Raw genomic sequence first — 14,480 nt, 5'->3', positions numbered from 1 at the left:
CGGGCGGAACGATCAGAGCGAGTGACCCACGAACACGGGCTCCGGCTGCAGCAGCACCCCGAACTCGCTCTGCACCCGCGCCTGCACGAAGCGGGCGAGCTGCGCCACGTCGGCGGCGGTTCCCGCCTCGCCGGAGCGGTTGACGAGCGCGAGCGTGTGCTTCGACGAGATGGCGGCGGTCGAGCCGGGCAATGAGAAGCCCTTGCCGATGCCCGCGTGCTCGATGAGCCACGCGGCACTGAGCTTCACGTGGTACTCGGCGGGCAGGGCGCCCCGGTCGTCGGCGAGCGCGGCGCCGGTGCCCTGGTCTCCTTCGGGTTCGAGTGCGATGACGAGATCGGGCTCCTCGGGTTCGATCTGCCAGCGCGGCGCCTCGGAGGGCAGCGATCGGGCGAACGACTCGGTGACGATCGGGTTGGTGAAGAACGACCCCGCACTCACCGAATCGGCGTCGGCTGCGTCGAGCACCATGCCCTTCGAGGCGCGCAGCCACAGCACCGCACGGCGCACCTCGGCCAAGGGCAGGCTGTCGCCGAGTTCGACACCGAGCGCCTTCGCGAGCTGGGCGTACCGCACCGGCGCACTCAGCGCATCCGGCCCGGAGTCGCGCAGCTCGAAGGTGACCGAGAGCACGACACCTCGCAGCCCCCGCTTGAACACGGAGGAGCGGTAGTCGAGCTCGAGCTCGCCGACCGGCATGCGCCGCACCTCGCCCGTGGCGGCGTCGAGGAAGTCGAGCGAGACGATGCTGTCGGCGACCTCCTGGCCGTAGGCGCCGATGTTCTGGATCGGTGCCGCGCCCACCGAACCGGGGATGCCCGACAGGGCCTCGACACCGCTCCAACCCTGTTCGACGGTGTGGGCGACGAAGGCGTCCCACGAATGACCCGCCTGCACGCGCACACGCACCGCGCCGACCTTCGCCATCACGGGCGCGACGCCCTCGGTGGCCACGCGGATGACGGTACCCTCGAAGCCCTCGTCGGCGACGACGACGTTCGAGCCGCCGCCGAGCACCAGCCAGTCGCCCCCATCGGCCCAGGTCTCGCGGGCGACGTCGAGCAGCTCCTGCTCACTGCGTGCGGTCACCAGTCGAGCCGCCGGGCCTCCGACCCGCAGCGTGGTGAAGGGCGCCAGCGGCGCGTCGAACTCGACTGCTGTCACGGCAGCCTGACGCGCACCTGCGCCTTGCCGAGCACAGCGGCGTCGTCGACGGTGACGGTGAGGTCGATGCGGGCCGTACCCGCCTCCTCATCGAGCTGAGCGATCTTCGCCGAGACGGCGATCTCGGCGCCCGCGGTGGGGTCGACCACGACCGGACGGGTGAACTTCACCTGGTAGTCGAGCACCCGAGAGGGATCGCCCAACCACTCCACGACCGGTTGCACGGCGAGGCCCATGGTGAGCATCCCGTGGGCGAGCACGCCAGGGAGCCCCACCTCGGCCGCCACGTCGTCGCGGTAGTGGATGGCGTTGAAGTCGCCCGAGGCGCCCGCGTAGCGCACCAGAGACTCTCGGGTGAGCGGGTACCGCGCCTCGGCGACGACCTCGCCCACGGTGAACACCTGCACGGTGGCGTCGCCGCCCGCCGCCTCGGCGACGGCCTCGGCGGTGGCCAAGCGGTCTTCGATGCTCATGCGTCTCCCCTCACCACGAGCGTCGAGGTCGCGGTGACCACGTGCTCGCCTGCTGCGTCGTGGATCGCTGTCTCGGCGGTGAGCATGGCGTTGGCGCCCAGCGTCTTGATGCTCGTCACCGCGAGCTGGGCGGTGAGCTCGTCGCCCGCCACGATCGGCCGCGAGTAGCTGAACTGCTGCGCGCCGTGCACCACATGGGTGAGCTCGATGCCCGCGTCGTCGACGGCGAACAGCTGGTCGAGGGTGAGCTGCTGCACGACGATGGCGAAGGTGGGAGGTGCCACGACGTCGGCGTAGCCCGCGTCGCGGGCCGCCTCGACGCTCAGGTTGACGGGGCTCGAGGCGAAGACCGCGCGCGAGAACTCGCGCACCTTCTCGCGGCCCACCAGGTACGGGGTCGTCTTGTCGAACTCGCGCCCGACCAGGTCTTGATTCACTGCCACGCGACCAGTCTACGGAGGTGGGTCGCCAGCGGGCGCGGAGGCGTGCATCCGGAACCGGGCGGACCGGTAGGGTCGGAGCGTGCGACTCGGAGTGCTCGACGTGGGATCCAACACCGTCCATCTGGTGGTGGTCGACGCCCACCCCGGGGCCCGGCCGGTGCCGGCAGCCGATCACAAGTCGGTGCTGCGGCTCATGCGCTACCTCGAACCCGACGGCGGCATCAGCCGCGAGGGCGTCACCGCGATCGTCGACGCCATCTCGGCGGCGATGGAGGTCGCGCGGCGCGAGGGCATCGACGAGCTGCTGCCGATGGCCACCTCGGCGCTGCGGGAGGCTCGCAACGGAGCCGAGGTGCTCGCCCAGATCGAGGCCGCGACCGGTGTCGCGCTGCGCGTGCTGTCGGGCGAAGACGAAGGGCGGCTCACCTTCCTCGCCATCCGCCGCTGGTACGGCTGGTCGTCGGGCAACATCCTGCTGTTCGACATCGGCGGGGGTTCGCTCGAGATCGCGGCGGGCTCCGACGAGTACCCCGAGGTGGCGGTGTCACTGCCGCTCGGCGCCGGGCGCACCACTGTGCAGTTCTTCCCCGCCGACCCGCCGACACCCGAGCAGATGCTCGAGCTGCGGGCGCACTCGCGCCAGGTGATGAGGGCGGATGCGCTGCCGACGTTCGAAGGGATGCCGCCGTTTCAGCATGTGGTCGGGTCATCGAAGACGATCAGGTCGCTGGCGCGGCTCGCCGGTTCGAGCTCGGCGTCGGCCTCCGGTGACGAACGGCGCACGCTGCGGAGGGCCGACCTCAAGGACTGGATACCCCGGCTCGGTCAGCTGCCCGCCGAGGCGCGGCAGTCGCTGCCCGGGATCACCCCCGACCGCACCTTCCAGATCGTGGCGGGAGCGATCGTGCTGCACTCGGTGATGAAGCTGTACGACGTGGAGGAGCTCGAGGTGTCGCCGTGGGCGTTGCGCGAGGGGATCCTGCTGCGGTATCTCGACGGGCTCGAGGCGTGAGCGGGGGCGCTGGTGCGGGGGCGCCGGGTGGGGCTGTTCGCGATCGCGAGCACCTCGCGCACGCGATCGCCGAGGCGCGGGCCGGACTCGCGGAGGGCGGCATCCCCATCGGTGCGGCGCTCGTCGTCGACGGCGAGGTGGTGGCCGTGGGCCGCAACCGCCGGGTGCAGAAGGGCTCGCCCATCCTGCACGGTGAGACCGACTGTCTGGAGAATGCGGGACGGCTGCCCGCATCCGTGTACGCCAGGGCCACCATGGTGACGACGCTGTCGCCGTGCGACATGTGCACAGGGGCGATCCTGCTGTACGGCATCCCGCGCGTGATCGTGGGCGAGAACCGCACCTTCTACGGCGGCGAAGACTACCTGCGTGCCCGCGGCGTGACCGTCGACGTGCTCGACGACGAGGAGTGCGTGGCGCTCATGACGGGCTTCATCGCCGCATCGCCCGAGTTGTGGAACGAGGACATCGGGGAGGAGTAGGCGGGCGCGACCGCGCGACCAGCAGAAGTACCTACGGCCTCGACCGGCCCGGGCGCGGTGCGGATACGCTCGTCGCGACCCGGCGGGTGATCCGGGTCGTCGCAGGGTGAAGGGGATCACATGCCGAACGAACTCAGCCGCCGAACCGTCGTCGGGGCCGCCTGGGCCGCACCGGTCGTGGCGCTCGCCGCGTCAGCGCCGTCGGCGGCGGCGTCGCCCGAACCGCCGACGCCGGCGTTCGTCGATGCGATCGACATCACCGTGCTCGAGAGCGATTTCATCCGCACGGTGTTCCAGGTGGTGGTGACCGGGTCGGGCTTCGGCGAGGTGCTCGGCGTGAACTGGGAGACGAACGACTGGAACGTCAGCTACCCGCAGGCGTACACCCAGTTCCTCACCTCGAGCGCCGAGACGGCGACCGGGCGCATCGAGATACCCGCCGAGCGCGAGGAAGAGACGGTCTACCAGGCGGTGCTCGAGGTGACCATCCTCGCGAAGAAGGTGACCTACGAGTACACGCGTCGGCCCTGACGCGATCGAAGCAGTCGGGCCTCGACGCGCCTCTCGTCAGCGGTCGCCTGAGACGGCCCACATCGCGACGGCGCTCGCAGCGGCGACGTTGAGCGAGTCGATGCCGTGCAGCATCGGGATGCTCACCACGGTGTCGGCGGCGGCGACCGCCTCGATAGTGAGACCGTCACCCTCGGCACCGAGCACCAGGGCGACCCGCTCGGGCAGGTGACGTTCGAAGTCGCGGAGGCTCACCGCATCCGGGGTGAGGGCGAGTGCGGCGATGTGGAAGCCGCGGGCGTGGAGTTGAGGGGCGAGCTCGTTCCAGGGGCCGGTGCGCGTCCACGGCACCTGCAGCACCGTGCCCATGCTCACGCGGATCGCACGGCGATAGAACGGATCGCTGCAGTGCGGCGTCACCAGCACAGCCTCGGCCCCGATCGCCCCTGCCGAGCGGAAGATCGCGCCGAGGTTCGTGGGGTCGACCACGTTCTCCACCACGACGACGCACCGCGGGCCGGCGTCTGCGTCGTCGGGCGAGGCGGTGGCGCGTGTGCCGGCCGCAGCGGTGGCGGGGGTGGGGGTGGTGTCGCTGGCGGAGCGCGTGGCGGGGGTGGGGCCGGCGAGGAGCTCGTCGACGGGGCGGAGTGCGGGGCGGGACATCGAGGCGACGAGTCCGCGGTGGAGGCGGTAGCCGGTGAGCTCGGCGAGCAGGTCGTCGGAGCCCACGAAGACGGGGGTGTCGGGATGCCCGGCCGCCGTCACCGCGGCGAGGGCCTCGGCGGCTGCACTCTCGAGCGCCAGCACCGAGCGCGGACGATGCCCCGCGCGCAACGCCCGCTCGAGCACGAGCAGCGACTCCGCGAGGTAGAGCCCGTGCTCGCGCCCCTCCTCAGGCCGGCGCACGTTCTTCAGTGCGACGTCGGTGGCGCGGGCGTAGTCGGCGAGTCGCGCATCGCCGAGGTCGTGGAGATCGATGCGGGGCACGCCCAGAGTCTAGGCGCGCCCACCCGCGAGCACGCGGGCACGGGGACGGGCAGCGCGCACCACGAGATGGTCGCACGAACTGCTCCCTCGCGGCCTTTCGGGAGCACAGTGCGCGACCAGGAGCGAGCCCGCGGCCCCGCCGGGGGCGGGTCAGCGCGGGGGGCTGAGGCGGCGGGTGATGGCATGGGCCTGGTCGAGGAGGAGGCGGCCGAGCTCGGGGCGGCGTTCGGGGCGGAAGCGCGACTCGATGCCGGTGAGCGAGAGCGCCCAGGCGGGGCGGCCGGCGACGTCGAAGACGGCGGCGCCCATGCCCCAGCTCCCCTCGAGGATGAGCGCGGGGTTCACCGCATACCCCGTCTCACGGGTCGCAGCGATGCGCGAGCGCAGTGGGCCGGCCGCGTGCTGCGGCCCCCACCGCTCTTCGAGTGCGGGTGCCGCCGCCGCGAGATACCCGTCGATCTCGTCGTTACCGAGGAAAGACAGGATGGCGAGCCCCGCCGACGCCACCCCCAGCGGGAACCGCACCCCTTCGTACAGCACGAACGACCGCACCGGGAAGCTTCCCTCCTCGCGCAGCAGGCACACGGTCTCGTTGCCGCGCCGCGCCGAGAAGAAGGCACTCTCGCCCGTCTCCTCGGCAAGGATGCGCACGCTCTCGCGCGCCGCATCCGTGATGTCGTAGCGGTCGGCGGCGAGCGAGCCGAGCAGGTAGAGCTCGGGCCCGAGGAACCAGCGGCCGTGGGCGGTGTCGTGGTCGACGAAGCCCTCGGCGGCGAGCGACGACAGCAGGCGGTGCGTCGTGGGCCTGGTGAAGCCGGTCGCGTGGGCCACCGCGGCAGCCGTGACCCCGTCGGGGAACTCCGACACGACCTTAAGCACACGGCTCACGCGCGAGACGAGTTGGGCGCCCTGAACCGGCTCAGCCATCTGGGTGCCGTGGGTTGTCCATATCGTGAGCATACGCGCATCCGTCGCCCACACTGCGAGAGAACGGATGCGCGCTCGATTGACGGGGAAAATCTGCCGATCTAGCGTCGCAGTGTCCGAGGAATTGACCACCACGTGGACACGAAGGGGTGTCGAATGTCGAAACTGTGGCCCGGAGCGGTCGAGGCGTTGCACGAGACCGTCACCGACGGCAGCACCGTCGCGGTAGGGGGCTTCGGCCTGAGCGGCAACCCGAGCGACCTGATCGATGCGCTGCGCGACACCGGCGCCACCGACCTCACGATCGTGTCGAACAACATGGGCGTCGACGGCAAGGGGCTCGGCGTGCTGCTCGAGAACCGGCAGGTCGCCAAGGTCATCGCATCGTACGTGGGCGAGAACAAGCTCTTCGCCGCGCAGTACCTCAGCGGCGAGCTCGAGGTGGAGTTCGTGCCGCAGGGCACTCTCGCCGAGCGCCTCCGCGCGGGCGGCGCGGGCATCGCCGGGTTCTACACGAAGACGGGGGTCGGCACCCCGGTCGCCGAGGGCAAACCGCTCGCCGAGTTCGACGGGGAGAGCTACGTGCTCGAACGCGGCATCGTCGCCGACGTCGCCCTCGTTCACGCCTACCGCGCCGACCGCGAGGGCAACCTCGTCTACCGGCACACCGCCCGCAACTTCAATCCGCTCGTCGCCACCGCGGGACGGGTGACGATCGCCGAGGCCGAGGAGGTGGTCGACGGATGGCTCGACCCCGACACCGTCGTGACCCCCGGCATCTTCGTGCAGCGACTCGTGACCGCACGGCCCCGGGTGAAGGACATCGAGCAGCGCACGGTCAGGCCCCGCCCGGTCGGATCCCGCCCGGGCGGCTCGGCGACACAAGCGACAGAGAGGAACGCGTCATGAGCTGGACACGGGACGAGATGGCCGCCATCGCCGCCGCCGAGCTGCGCGACGGCGAGTACGTGAACCTCGGCATCGGCATCCCGACCCTGGTGGCCAACCACCTGCCACCCGGTGTGGACGTGACCCTGCAGAGCGAGAACGGGCTGCTCGGCATGGGCCCGTTCCCCTACGAGGGTGAGGAGGACGCCGACCTCATCAACGCCGGCAAGCAGACGGTCACACTCCTCGAGGGCGGCAGCTACTTCGACTCGGCGACCTCGTTCGGCATGATCCGAGGCGGGCACGTGGCCAAGGCGATCCTCGGCGCACTGCAGGTCGCGGGCAACGGCGACCTCGCCAACTGGACCATCCCGGGCAAGCTCGTGAAGGGCATGGGCGGCGCCATGGACCTCGTCGCCGGCACCCCGCGCGTGATCGTCATCACCGACCACGTCTCCAAAGACGGCTCGCCGAAGATCGTCGAGCGATGCGACCTGCCCCTCACGGGTGCCGGCGTCGTCGACCGCATCATCAGCGACCTCGCGGTGTTCGACGTCACGGATGGCGGGCTGGTGCTCCGGGCGACAGCTCCCGGCGTGACCGTCGACGAGGTGAGGGCGAAGACCGGTGCGGCATTCGACGTCGATCTCGACGAGACTGTGGTGAGCGCTGTCGACACAGCCGTCACCGCAGACACCGAAGGAGCACGGGCATGAGCGCCGTCATCGTGGGCTACGCCCGCACCCCGTTCGTGAAGTTCACCGGGCAGTTCGCCACCCTCCCTGCCACCGAGCTCGGTGCAGTCGCCATCCGAGGTGCGCTCGAGCGGGCCGGGGTCGCCGCCGACGAGGTCGACCGCGTGTTCGCGGGGCAGGTTCTGCAGGCGGGGGCCGGCCAGAACCCGGCGCGGCAGGCGGCGGCGGGGGCGGGCATCCCGCTCACCGTGCCCGCCATGACTCTGAACGCCGTCTGCCTCTCGGGCACCGAGGCCGTGGTGTCGGGCGTGCGGCTCATCGAGACCGGCGAGGCCGACATCGTGGTGGCCGTCGGCCAGGAGTCGATGACGCTCGCCCCGCACGCCTGGCCGGGTTCGCGCGCAGGCAAGCGCTACGGATCGATCGAGCTCGTCGACCTGCTCGACCACGACGGCCTCACCGACGCCTTCGAGAAGCGCTCGATGGGTGCCTCGACCGAGAGCCACAACGACGGCCTCTCGATCTCGCGCGACGACCAGGATGCGTGGGCGGCCTCCTCGCACCAGCGCCTGGCAGCGTCGGACGAGTTCCAGGCCGGCGAGATCGTGCAGGTCTCGGTGCCCGGTCGTCGCGGCTCCACCGTCGTGACCGCCGACGACGGACTGCGGGCCGACACGACCACCGAGTCGCTGGCCGGTCTGCGGCCGGCGTTCGGAGCATCCGGAACGATCACGGCCGGCAACTCGTCGCAGATCACGGATGGCGCCGCCGCTCTCGTGCTGATGAGCGAGAGCACCGCCGCGTCGCGGGGCATCAGGGCCATCGCACGGGTGCTCGCGCACTCCTTCGTGGCCGGGCCCGACGTGTCGCTGCACGCACAGCCGTCGAACGCCATCGCCGCCGCCCTCGCGAAGACACCGCACGAGGCGGCAGCACTCAGCGCGATCGAGATCAACGAGGCCTTCGCGGCGGTGGCACTGCACTCCACCCGCGAACTCGGCGTCGACCCGGCCATCGTGAACGCGCACGGCGGGGCGATCGCGCTCGGGCACCCCGTGGGCGCGTCGGGAACGCGCATCGTGGGGACGCTGGCGCGGCAGCTCGCAGCCGCGGGCCCCGGGGCGCTGGGGGCCGCAGGCATCTGCGGCGGCGGCGGGCTGGGTGCGGCGGTGATCCTCGAGGCGATGTAGCGCGCGGCCGCGGAGTGCGCCGCCCGCGGCGCGCGGTCCGCAGAACGGGCGCGGGTGTCGGTGCCGGCACGAGTACGCGCCGGAGGACCCTTCGCGGCGCCGCCGCTAGGGACGCGAGATCGCGACGGATGGGGCGGCCGCTGCACGTCGGGCCAGGGCACGCACCGACCAGGCCACGGCCCAGCCGAGGCAGGCACCGGCCGTGTTGGTGATGACGTCGTTGATGTCGGCGGTGCGGCCCGCATCCGTCGCGTACTGGGTGATCTCGATGGCGAGGGTCGACCCGAGACCGATGAGGAGCGTGGGCGCGAAGCGCAGGCCCGCCGCCACGAGCAGCACGCCGAGCGGCACGAACACGAAGAGGTTGAGCACGGCGTCGACTGCCGAGCCCGGCCCGTCGAACAGGAGCGGTACGAGATTGAGGCGCACGCCGAGACCCGACCCGGGCCGCAGCGTCATGAACCCTACGGCGAGCGCCCACACCACCGCGAGGAGCGGTGCACCCAGGCGCGACGGGCGGTCGGTCGCCCCCGCCACCCCGGCGCGCACGAGCCCGGCCACCAGGAGCACCGAGAGGGTGGCGGCGAACAGGAGGTTGAGGGCGAAGCTCGACATGATCGCCCCAGCATCGCGCACCCACCAGCGCCCTTCCTGAGCGAGAGCTACGACGCGCCTGTGCGCGGGTGCGCGGGCGTGTGACGTCGTGTGACCCCGGCGGGCGGGGCGCACTCGGTGAGCGCCGTAGAATCGAGTGAGGCTCCCGGCTGAGGCGACTCCCGGCGGGCGCCGCGCCGCATCCCGAACGCACCACGAGTCAGCTCGGGCCACACGCGCCAACCCGAACGCACCACCTGCACACAGCACCCCGAACCACCGTTAGGACATCCCCATGCCCGCATTCGCGCGCCGAGCCCTGGCGGCGACCGCCGCGGCCGGCCTCCTCGTCACCCTGGCCGCCTGCAGCTCCGGAGGCGACGCCTCGAGCACCGGTGCGGCCGGCAGCGGCGGCGACACCGACGCGTCGATCATCGTGATCACGCCCACGCCGGTCGGCTCGAACAACTTCCTCCAGCTCGCCGTCGACGGCGCGAACGAGGCCGGCGAGAAGTACAACGCCAGCGTCGACGTCTACGAGAGCGAAGACCCGACGAGCATCCAGCAGAACATCGACGCCGCCGTGCGCGAGAAGCCGAGCGTGATCGTGGGTGTGAGCTTCAGCGTGCTCGACCAGATCACCGCCGCTGCGGCCGACTACCCCGACCAGCAGTTCCTGCTCATCGACACCTCGGCCGAGGAGCCCACCGAGAACCTCACCGCCGCCGTGTTCAAGGAGTACGAGGCCACCTACCTCACCGGCGTCGAGGCGGGTCTGCTCACTCAGTCCGGCGACATCGGCGTGGTCGCCTCGCTCGACACCCCGTTCCTGCACCGCTGGGTCGACCCCTTCTTCGAGGGCGCGAAGAGCGTGAAGCCCGATGTGAAGACCGCCGTGCAGTACGTCGGCGGCGACAACCCGTTCGGCGACCAGGCCCGCGCCAAGGCGCAGGCGCAGATCCTCGCCGACGGCGGAGCCGACTACGTGCAGGCGGCGGCCTCGGGCGGCAACCTCGGCGTCTTCGAGGCGGCGAGTGAGAACGGCTTCAAGGCCTTCGGCGTCGACACCAACCAGTGCCTCGACTCCCCCGGCAACGTCGTCGACAACGCGATCAAGCGCGTCGATGTCGCGGTCGTGAACTCGGTCGGCGACATCCTCGACGGCAAGTCCGGCGGCTTCACCGCCTACGGCCTCGCCGAGGGCGGCGTGGGCCTCACCGGTCTCGAAGACGGCGTCGCCGACTCCGAGTGCCTCATCGCCGACCACCCCGACGTGATCGAGAAGGTCGCCGCAGTGCGCGACCAGATCGTCTCCGGGGAGATCGTCGTCCAGGACCCGCTCACCGCGGGATGACCCCTTCCGCAGCATCGCAGATTCCGGCAGTTCCCGCAGTCGAACTGACCGGCATCGGCAAGAGGTTCGGCGCCGTCGTGGCCAACGACGGCGTCGATCTCGTGCTGCGCCGCGGCTCCGTGCACGCCGTGATGGGCGAGAACGGGGCCGGCAAGTCGACCCTCATGTCGATGCTGTTCGGCCTGCTGAAACCGGATGCGGGCGAGATCAGGGTCGACGGTTCACCCGTCTCCTTCGACGGCCCGCTCGACGCCATCGCCGCGGGTCTCGGCATGGTGCACCAGCACTTCAGGCTGTTCGACTCGATGACCGTCGCCGACAACGTGGTGTACGGGGCCGAGCCGCGCCGCCGCGGGCTCGTCGACCGCGCCGCGGCCCGCGCCCGCGTGCGCGAGCTGAGCGAGCGCTACGGCCTCGAGACCGATCCGGATGCTGTGGTCGGCACGCTCTCGGCCGGTGCCAGGCAGCGGGTCGAGATCCTGAAGGCGCTGCATCGCGACGCCCGCATCCTCATCCTCGACGAACCGACCGCGGTGCTCACACCGAGCGAGGTCGACTCGCTGTTCGCCGTCATCCGCCGCGCTGCCGATGCCGGGAGCACGGTCGTGCTGGTGACGCACAAGATCCAGGAGGTGCTCGCCATCTCCGACGAGGTCACCGTGCTGCGCGACGGCCGGGTGACCGGCCGGTTCGCCACCGCGGAGGTGACCAGCGCATCCCTCGTGCAGGCGATGACGGGGCGCGAGATCGACGAGGTGCAGAACCCCGGAACCGGGACGACCGGCGAGGCGGTGCTCGAGATCTCGGGCCTGAGCGTGGGAGGAGCGGGAGGCACCGGCACCGTGCGCAGCGTCGACGACGTGTCGCTCACCGTGCGTGCCGGCGAGATCGTCGGCATCGCGGGCGTCTCGGGCAACGGCCAGCACGAGCTCGTCGCCGCCGTGCTCGGCACGCTTCCCGCCGACGAGGGCACCGTGCTGCTCTCCGGCACCGATGTCGCCGGCCGCAGCGTGCGCGACCGCCGCGCCCTCGGCCTCGCCGTCATCCCCGAAGACCGTCGTGGCGAGGGCACCGCGGTCACCATGTCGCTCGCCGAGAACGTGACCCTCGGCCACCACCGCACCCCGCCGATCGGCGCGTCGAAGGGCTTCGGACGCGGCTGGATGTCGATCCGCGCCGAACGCGCCCGCGCCCGCCAGCTCATCGCCGACTACGACGTGCGCACCTCGGGCGAGCTCGCGACCGTCGGCTCGCTCTCGGGCGGCAACGCCCAGAAGGTGGTGATCGCCCGCGAGCTCTCGCACGGCGCACCGCTGCTCATCGCCGAGCAGCCCACGCAGGGTGTCGACGTGGGCGCGATCGAGTCGATCCACGGGCGGCTGCTCGACTACCGAGCCTCGGGCAAGGGTGTGCTGCTGGTGTCGCACGAGATCAGCGAGCTGCTCGCCCTCGCCGACCGCGTGCTGGTGATGTACTCGGGCCGCATCGTCGCCGAGTTCCCGCGCGCCGAGGCCACGGCCGCGCGCATCGGCGCCGCGATGGCGGGAGCCGCCGCGCACGACCATGCGGCGGTCGCGCAGGTGGCGGGCGATGACGCCGCGCACGAGCCCGGCGACGCGCACGGCCGCACGGAGGATGCGCACCCCGCCCGCCCGGTCCCCACACCCCACGACCCCGTGCAGACCGCCATCGACCGCGAAGACGAGGGCCCCCGCCCATGAGCACCACCACCCCTCCTGACGCACCGTCGACGCCGCCCGCGGCACCGGCCGGCGCGACGCCCGCTCCCCGGCCGGCTGCGCGCATCCTGAACACCGCCCTGCGTCACCCCGCGGTCGTGCCGATCGGCGCCGTCGTGGTGGCGCTGCTCATCGGCGCCGCCATCATGCTCGCGGCCGGCCTCGACCCGATCGTCGCGTACACCGCCGTGGTCTCCGGAGCGCTCGAGCCCGGCACCCTCGACTACACCTTCTCGGTGTGGGGCTTCATCTGCGGCATGGCCCTCGCCGCCGCCATCCCGCTGCGCATGGGCGAGTTCAACCTCGGCGGCAACGGGCAGCTCGTGCTCGGCGGCCTGACCGCAGCGCTCATCGCGGGCTACGCCCCGCTGCCCGGCCCCATCGTCATCCCGCTCGCCGTCATCGGCGCGGCCGTGGTCTCGGGCGCCTTCGGCGCGCTCTCGGCACCGCTCGCGACCCGGTTCGGCATCCCCATCATCATCTCGACCCTCCTGCTCTCCCCCGTCGCCGTGGCGATCGTGTCGTACCTCGTGCGGTTCCAGATCGGCGAGGCGGGCTCGGCGGTGGCCCAGACCCCGCGACTGCCCGAGGGCGCGCGCATGTGGGCGCTCGGCGACTTCTCGTACTCGAACGTGGGGCTCCTCGTCATCATCGCGATGATGATCGTGTTCTGGGTGGTCGACTCCCGCAGCGCTGTCGGCTACGAGCTGCGCGTCGTGGGCGCGAACCGCCGCTTCGGCGCCTACGGCGGGGTGCGAGTGGGCCGGCTCGCCCTCGGAGCGATGGCCGCGGCGGGCGCCGCCGCCGGTGTCGTGGGCGCCATCATCGTCATGTCGTCGCCCTACCGCCTCATCGACGGGGCCCTCATCTCACCCGGCTACACCTTCGCGGGCGTCGCGGCGGCCCTGCTCGCGGGCGGGCGCCCACTGCTCGTGCCGGTGACCGCCATCCTGTTCACCGTGCTGCAGGTCGGCGGCGCCGCCATGGAGCGCTCGGCCGACGTGCCCCGCCAGCTCTCCGACGTGCTGCAGGGCGTCGTCATCGTCGTCTTGGCGCTCCGGGTCGTGCTCGACCAGCGACGCAGCGAGAGGAGCTCGGCCTGATGCAGCTGTTCGAGCTGAGCTTCGTGGCGGCGGTGCTGCTGGCCGCCACGCCCATCCTCTACGCCGCCCTCGCGGGCGCCCTCTCGGCCCAGGCCGGGGTGTTCAACATAGCCCTCGAAGGCCAGATGCTCTGGGGAGCGTTCGCAGCCGTGGCGGGCAGCTACTACACCGGCAGCGCCTGGGGCGGAGTACTCGTCGCCCTGCTCAGCACGGCGCTGTTCGCCGTCATCCTCGCGGTGGGCTCGGCCCGCTGGAAGGCCGACCCCATCATCATCGCCATCGGCACGAACCTGCTGGCGCTCGGACTCACGGGCTTCCTCATGCGCGTGCTCTTCGACGTGTCGGGGTCGTTCTCCCCGCGCGGGCTGCAGGGGCTGCCGAAGATGGCATTCCTCGCCGACGTTCCCGTCATCGGCCCGATCTTCGCCGGCCAGACCGTGCTGGTGCCGCTCGCCTTCGTCGTGATCGTCGCCGCCGGGCTCTGGCTGAAGCGCACCCCGGCGGGGCTTCGTCTGCGAGGCGTGGGCGAGCATCCGGATGCGGCGACCGCGCTGGGCGTGAACGTCGCGTCGTACCAGACCTGGACCACCATCGTCGGCGGCGCCCTCTGCGGCGTCGCGGGCGCGCAGCTCGCGCTCGGAAACGTGACCGTGTTCACCGAGAACATGACGGCGGGGCGCGGCTGGATCGCCGTGGCCGCCGTGATGCTCGTGGCCGGGCGCCCGTTCTGGCTGCCCGTGGCCTGCCTCGGGTTCGGTGCCGCCGAGGCGCTCGGGTTCCGGCTGCAGGGCATCGGCGCGCCTCAGCAGCTCACCGACGCCGCCCCCTACGCCATCACGCTGGTGGTGCTGGTGCTCACCCGCATCGGCTTCGCCCGCCGCAACCGCTCCCGCACCCTGATCGACTCGTGAGGACCACC

At 71.8% G+C, this 14,480-nt stretch carries 16 protein-coding genes; 10 read left to right on the top strand and 6 right to left on the bottom strand.

The features are described 5' to 3' along the window. Nucleotides 1–12: 12 nt before the first annotated feature. From ABFY20_RS03815 to ABFY20_RS03805, 3 genes are read right to left on the bottom strand one after another with little or no spacing between them, the layout of a single operon-like run. On the bottom strand, nt 13–1,164 hold the full coding sequence (locus ABFY20_RS03815; RefSeq protein WP_368498624.1) for a UDP-N-acetylmuramate dehydrogenase: 1,152 nt from the start codon (nt 1,162–1,164) through the stop codon (nt 13–15). Then, entirely contained in the window at nt 1,161–1,637 is a 477-nt protein-coding gene (locus ABFY20_RS03810) for a MaoC family dehydratase (protein ID WP_368498623.1), read from the bottom strand. Before ABFY20_RS03810 ends, ABFY20_RS03815 begins: the two co-directional genes overlap by 4 nt. Further along, a complete protein-coding gene (locus ABFY20_RS03805; protein WP_368498622.1) occupies nt 1,634–2,080 on the bottom strand; it encodes a MaoC family dehydratase N-terminal domain-containing protein in 447 nt (148 codons plus the stop codon). The genes ABFY20_RS03810 and ABFY20_RS03805 overlap by 4 nt, the downstream gene beginning before the upstream one ends. Nucleotides 2,081–2,159: 79 nt before the next feature. Here ABFY20_RS03805 and ABFY20_RS03800 point away from each other — a divergent pair, with 79 nt between their 5' ends. The 3 genes from ABFY20_RS03800 to ABFY20_RS03790 all read left to right on the top strand — a co-directional run bounded on the left by ABFY20_RS03800 (nt 2,160) and on the right by ABFY20_RS03790 (nt 4,105). After that, complete coding sequence (locus ABFY20_RS03800; RefSeq protein ID WP_368498621.1) at nt 2,160–3,092, top strand: Ppx/GppA phosphatase family protein; 933 nt, start codon at nt 2,160–2,162, stop codon at nt 3,090–3,092. Continuing rightward, nucleotides 3,089–3,574 carry a nucleoside deaminase gene (locus tag ABFY20_RS03795; RefSeq protein ID WP_368498620.1) on the top strand — a complete coding sequence of 162 codons (486 nt, stop codon included), beginning with the start codon at nt 3,089–3,091 and terminating at the stop codon, nt 3,572–3,574. Before ABFY20_RS03800 ends, ABFY20_RS03795 begins: the two co-directional genes overlap by 4 nt. A gap of 120 nt (nt 3,575–3,694) precedes the next feature. Further along, nucleotides 3,695–4,105 (top strand): hypothetical protein, encoded by a 411-nt coding sequence (locus ABFY20_RS03790; RefSeq protein WP_368498619.1) that lies wholly within the window; start codon nt 3,695–3,697, stop codon nt 4,103–4,105. A gap of 36 nt (nt 4,106–4,141) precedes the next feature. Here ABFY20_RS03790 and ABFY20_RS03785 read toward each other — a convergent pair whose 3' ends face one another. Both ABFY20_RS03785 and ABFY20_RS03780 read right to left on the bottom strand, forming a co-directional pair. Then, complete coding sequence (locus tag ABFY20_RS03785; RefSeq protein WP_368498618.1) at nt 4,142–5,071, bottom strand: TrmH family RNA methyltransferase; 930 nt, start codon at nt 5,069–5,071, stop codon at nt 4,142–4,144. A gap of 150 nt (nt 5,072–5,221) precedes the next feature. Beyond that, the gene (locus ABFY20_RS03780) at nt 5,222–5,998 is read right to left on the bottom strand and encodes an IclR family transcriptional regulator (RefSeq protein ID WP_368498617.1); all 777 of its coding nucleotides are present in this window, start codon (nt 5,996–5,998) and stop codon (nt 5,222–5,224) included. Between the two features lie 156 nt (nt 5,999–6,154). Here ABFY20_RS03780 and ABFY20_RS03775 point away from each other — a divergent pair, with 156 nt between their 5' ends. Genes ABFY20_RS03775 through ABFY20_RS03765 form a run of 3 tightly spaced genes read left to right on the top strand, consistent with a single transcriptional unit; the run spans nt 6,155 to nt 8,771 of the window. Further along, complete coding sequence (locus tag ABFY20_RS03775; protein ID WP_368498616.1) at nt 6,155–6,907, top strand: CoA transferase subunit A; 753 nt, start codon at nt 6,155–6,157, stop codon at nt 6,905–6,907. After that, nucleotides 6,904–7,602 carry a CoA transferase subunit B gene (locus tag ABFY20_RS03770; protein ID WP_368498615.1) on the top strand — a complete coding sequence of 233 codons (699 nt, stop codon included), beginning with the start codon at nt 6,904–6,906 and terminating at the stop codon, nt 7,600–7,602. Before ABFY20_RS03775 ends, ABFY20_RS03770 begins: the two co-directional genes overlap by 4 nt. Continuing rightward, complete coding sequence (locus tag ABFY20_RS03765; protein ID WP_368498614.1) at nt 7,599–8,771, top strand: acetyl-CoA C-acyltransferase; 1,173 nt, start codon at nt 7,599–7,601, stop codon at nt 8,769–8,771. Before ABFY20_RS03770 ends, ABFY20_RS03765 begins: the two co-directional genes overlap by 4 nt. 105 nt (nt 8,772–8,876) lie before the next feature. Here ABFY20_RS03765 and ABFY20_RS03760 read toward each other — a convergent pair whose 3' ends face one another. Then, nucleotides 8,877–9,386: a VanZ family protein gene (locus tag ABFY20_RS03760; RefSeq protein ID WP_368498613.1), complete on the bottom strand. Its 510-nt coding sequence runs from the start codon at nt 9,384–9,386 to the stop codon at nt 8,877–8,879. A gap of 274 nt (nt 9,387–9,660) precedes the next feature. Between ABFY20_RS03760 and ABFY20_RS03755 the strand changes: the two genes are divergently transcribed. The 4 genes from ABFY20_RS03755 to ABFY20_RS03740 are packed head-to-tail and all read left to right on the top strand — an operon-like array spanning nt 9,661 to nt 14,472. Then, nucleotides 9,661–10,719: a BMP family ABC transporter substrate-binding protein gene (locus tag ABFY20_RS03755; RefSeq protein WP_368498612.1), complete on the top strand. Its 1,059-nt coding sequence runs from the start codon at nt 9,661–9,663 to the stop codon at nt 10,717–10,719. Beyond that, nucleotides 10,716–12,440 carry an ABC transporter ATP-binding protein gene (locus ABFY20_RS03750; protein ID WP_368498611.1) on the top strand — a complete coding sequence of 575 codons (1,725 nt, stop codon included), beginning with the start codon at nt 10,716–10,718 and terminating at the stop codon, nt 12,438–12,440. The genes ABFY20_RS03755 and ABFY20_RS03750 overlap by 4 nt, the downstream gene beginning before the upstream one ends. After that, a complete protein-coding gene (locus ABFY20_RS03745; protein ID WP_368498610.1) occupies nt 12,437–13,561 on the top strand; it encodes an ABC transporter permease in 1,125 nt (374 codons plus the stop codon). Before ABFY20_RS03750 ends, ABFY20_RS03745 begins: the two co-directional genes overlap by 4 nt. Continuing rightward, entirely contained in the window at nt 13,561–14,472 is a 912-nt protein-coding gene (locus ABFY20_RS03740) for an ABC transporter permease (RefSeq protein WP_368498609.1), read from the top strand. Before ABFY20_RS03745 ends, ABFY20_RS03740 begins: the two co-directional genes overlap by 1 nt. Nucleotides 14,473–14,480 lie beyond the last annotated feature (8 nt).

It is taken from the genome of Herbiconiux sp. A18JL235 (assembly GCF_040939305.1).
Lineage (GTDB): Bacteria > Actinomycetota > Actinomycetes > Actinomycetales > Microbacteriaceae > Herbiconiux.
This window is presented reverse-complemented; position numbering and strand designations above follow the sequence as displayed.

What these genes read in the sequence shown, in the direction of transcription:
- ABFY20_RS03790 (WP_368498619.1), top strand. Translation starts at nt 3,695, where the DNA reads ATGCCGAACGAACTCAGCCGCCGAACCGTCGTCGGGGCCGCCTGGGCC.
- ABFY20_RS03770 (WP_368498615.1), top strand. Translation starts at nt 6,904, where the DNA reads ATGAGCTGGACACGGGACGAGATGGCCGCCATCGCCGCCGCCGAGCTG.
- ABFY20_RS03775 (WP_368498616.1), top strand. Translation starts at nt 6,155, where the DNA reads ATGTCGAAACTGTGGCCCGGAGCGGTCGAGGCGTTGCACGAGACCGTC.
- ABFY20_RS03765 (WP_368498614.1), top strand. Translation starts at nt 7,599, where the DNA reads ATGAGCGCCGTCATCGTGGGCTACGCCCGCACCCCGTTCGTGAAGTTC.
- ABFY20_RS03810 (WP_368498623.1), bottom strand. Translation starts at nt 1,637, where the DNA reads ATGAGCATCGAAGACCGCTTGGCCACCGCCGAGGCCGTCGCCGAGGCG.
- ABFY20_RS03755 (WP_368498612.1), top strand. Translation starts at nt 9,661, where the DNA reads ATGCCCGCATTCGCGCGCCGAGCCCTGGCGGCGACCGCCGCGGCCGGC.
- ABFY20_RS03760 (WP_368498613.1), bottom strand. Translation starts at nt 9,386, where the DNA reads ATGTCGAGCTTCGCCCTCAACCTCCTGTTCGCCGCCACCCTCTCGGTG.
- ABFY20_RS03750 (WP_368498611.1), top strand. Translation starts at nt 10,716, where the DNA reads ATGACCCCTTCCGCAGCATCGCAGATTCCGGCAGTTCCCGCAGTCGAA.
- ABFY20_RS03780 (WP_368498617.1), bottom strand. Translation starts at nt 5,998, where the DNA reads ATGGCTGAGCCGGTTCAGGGCGCCCAACTCGTCTCGCGCGTGAGCCGT.
- ABFY20_RS03740 (WP_368498609.1), top strand. Translation starts at nt 13,561, where the DNA reads ATGCAGCTGTTCGAGCTGAGCTTCGTGGCGGCGGTGCTGCTGGCCGCC.
- ABFY20_RS03745 (WP_368498610.1), top strand. Translation starts at nt 12,437, where the DNA reads ATGAGCACCACCACCCCTCCTGACGCACCGTCGACGCCGCCCGCGGCA.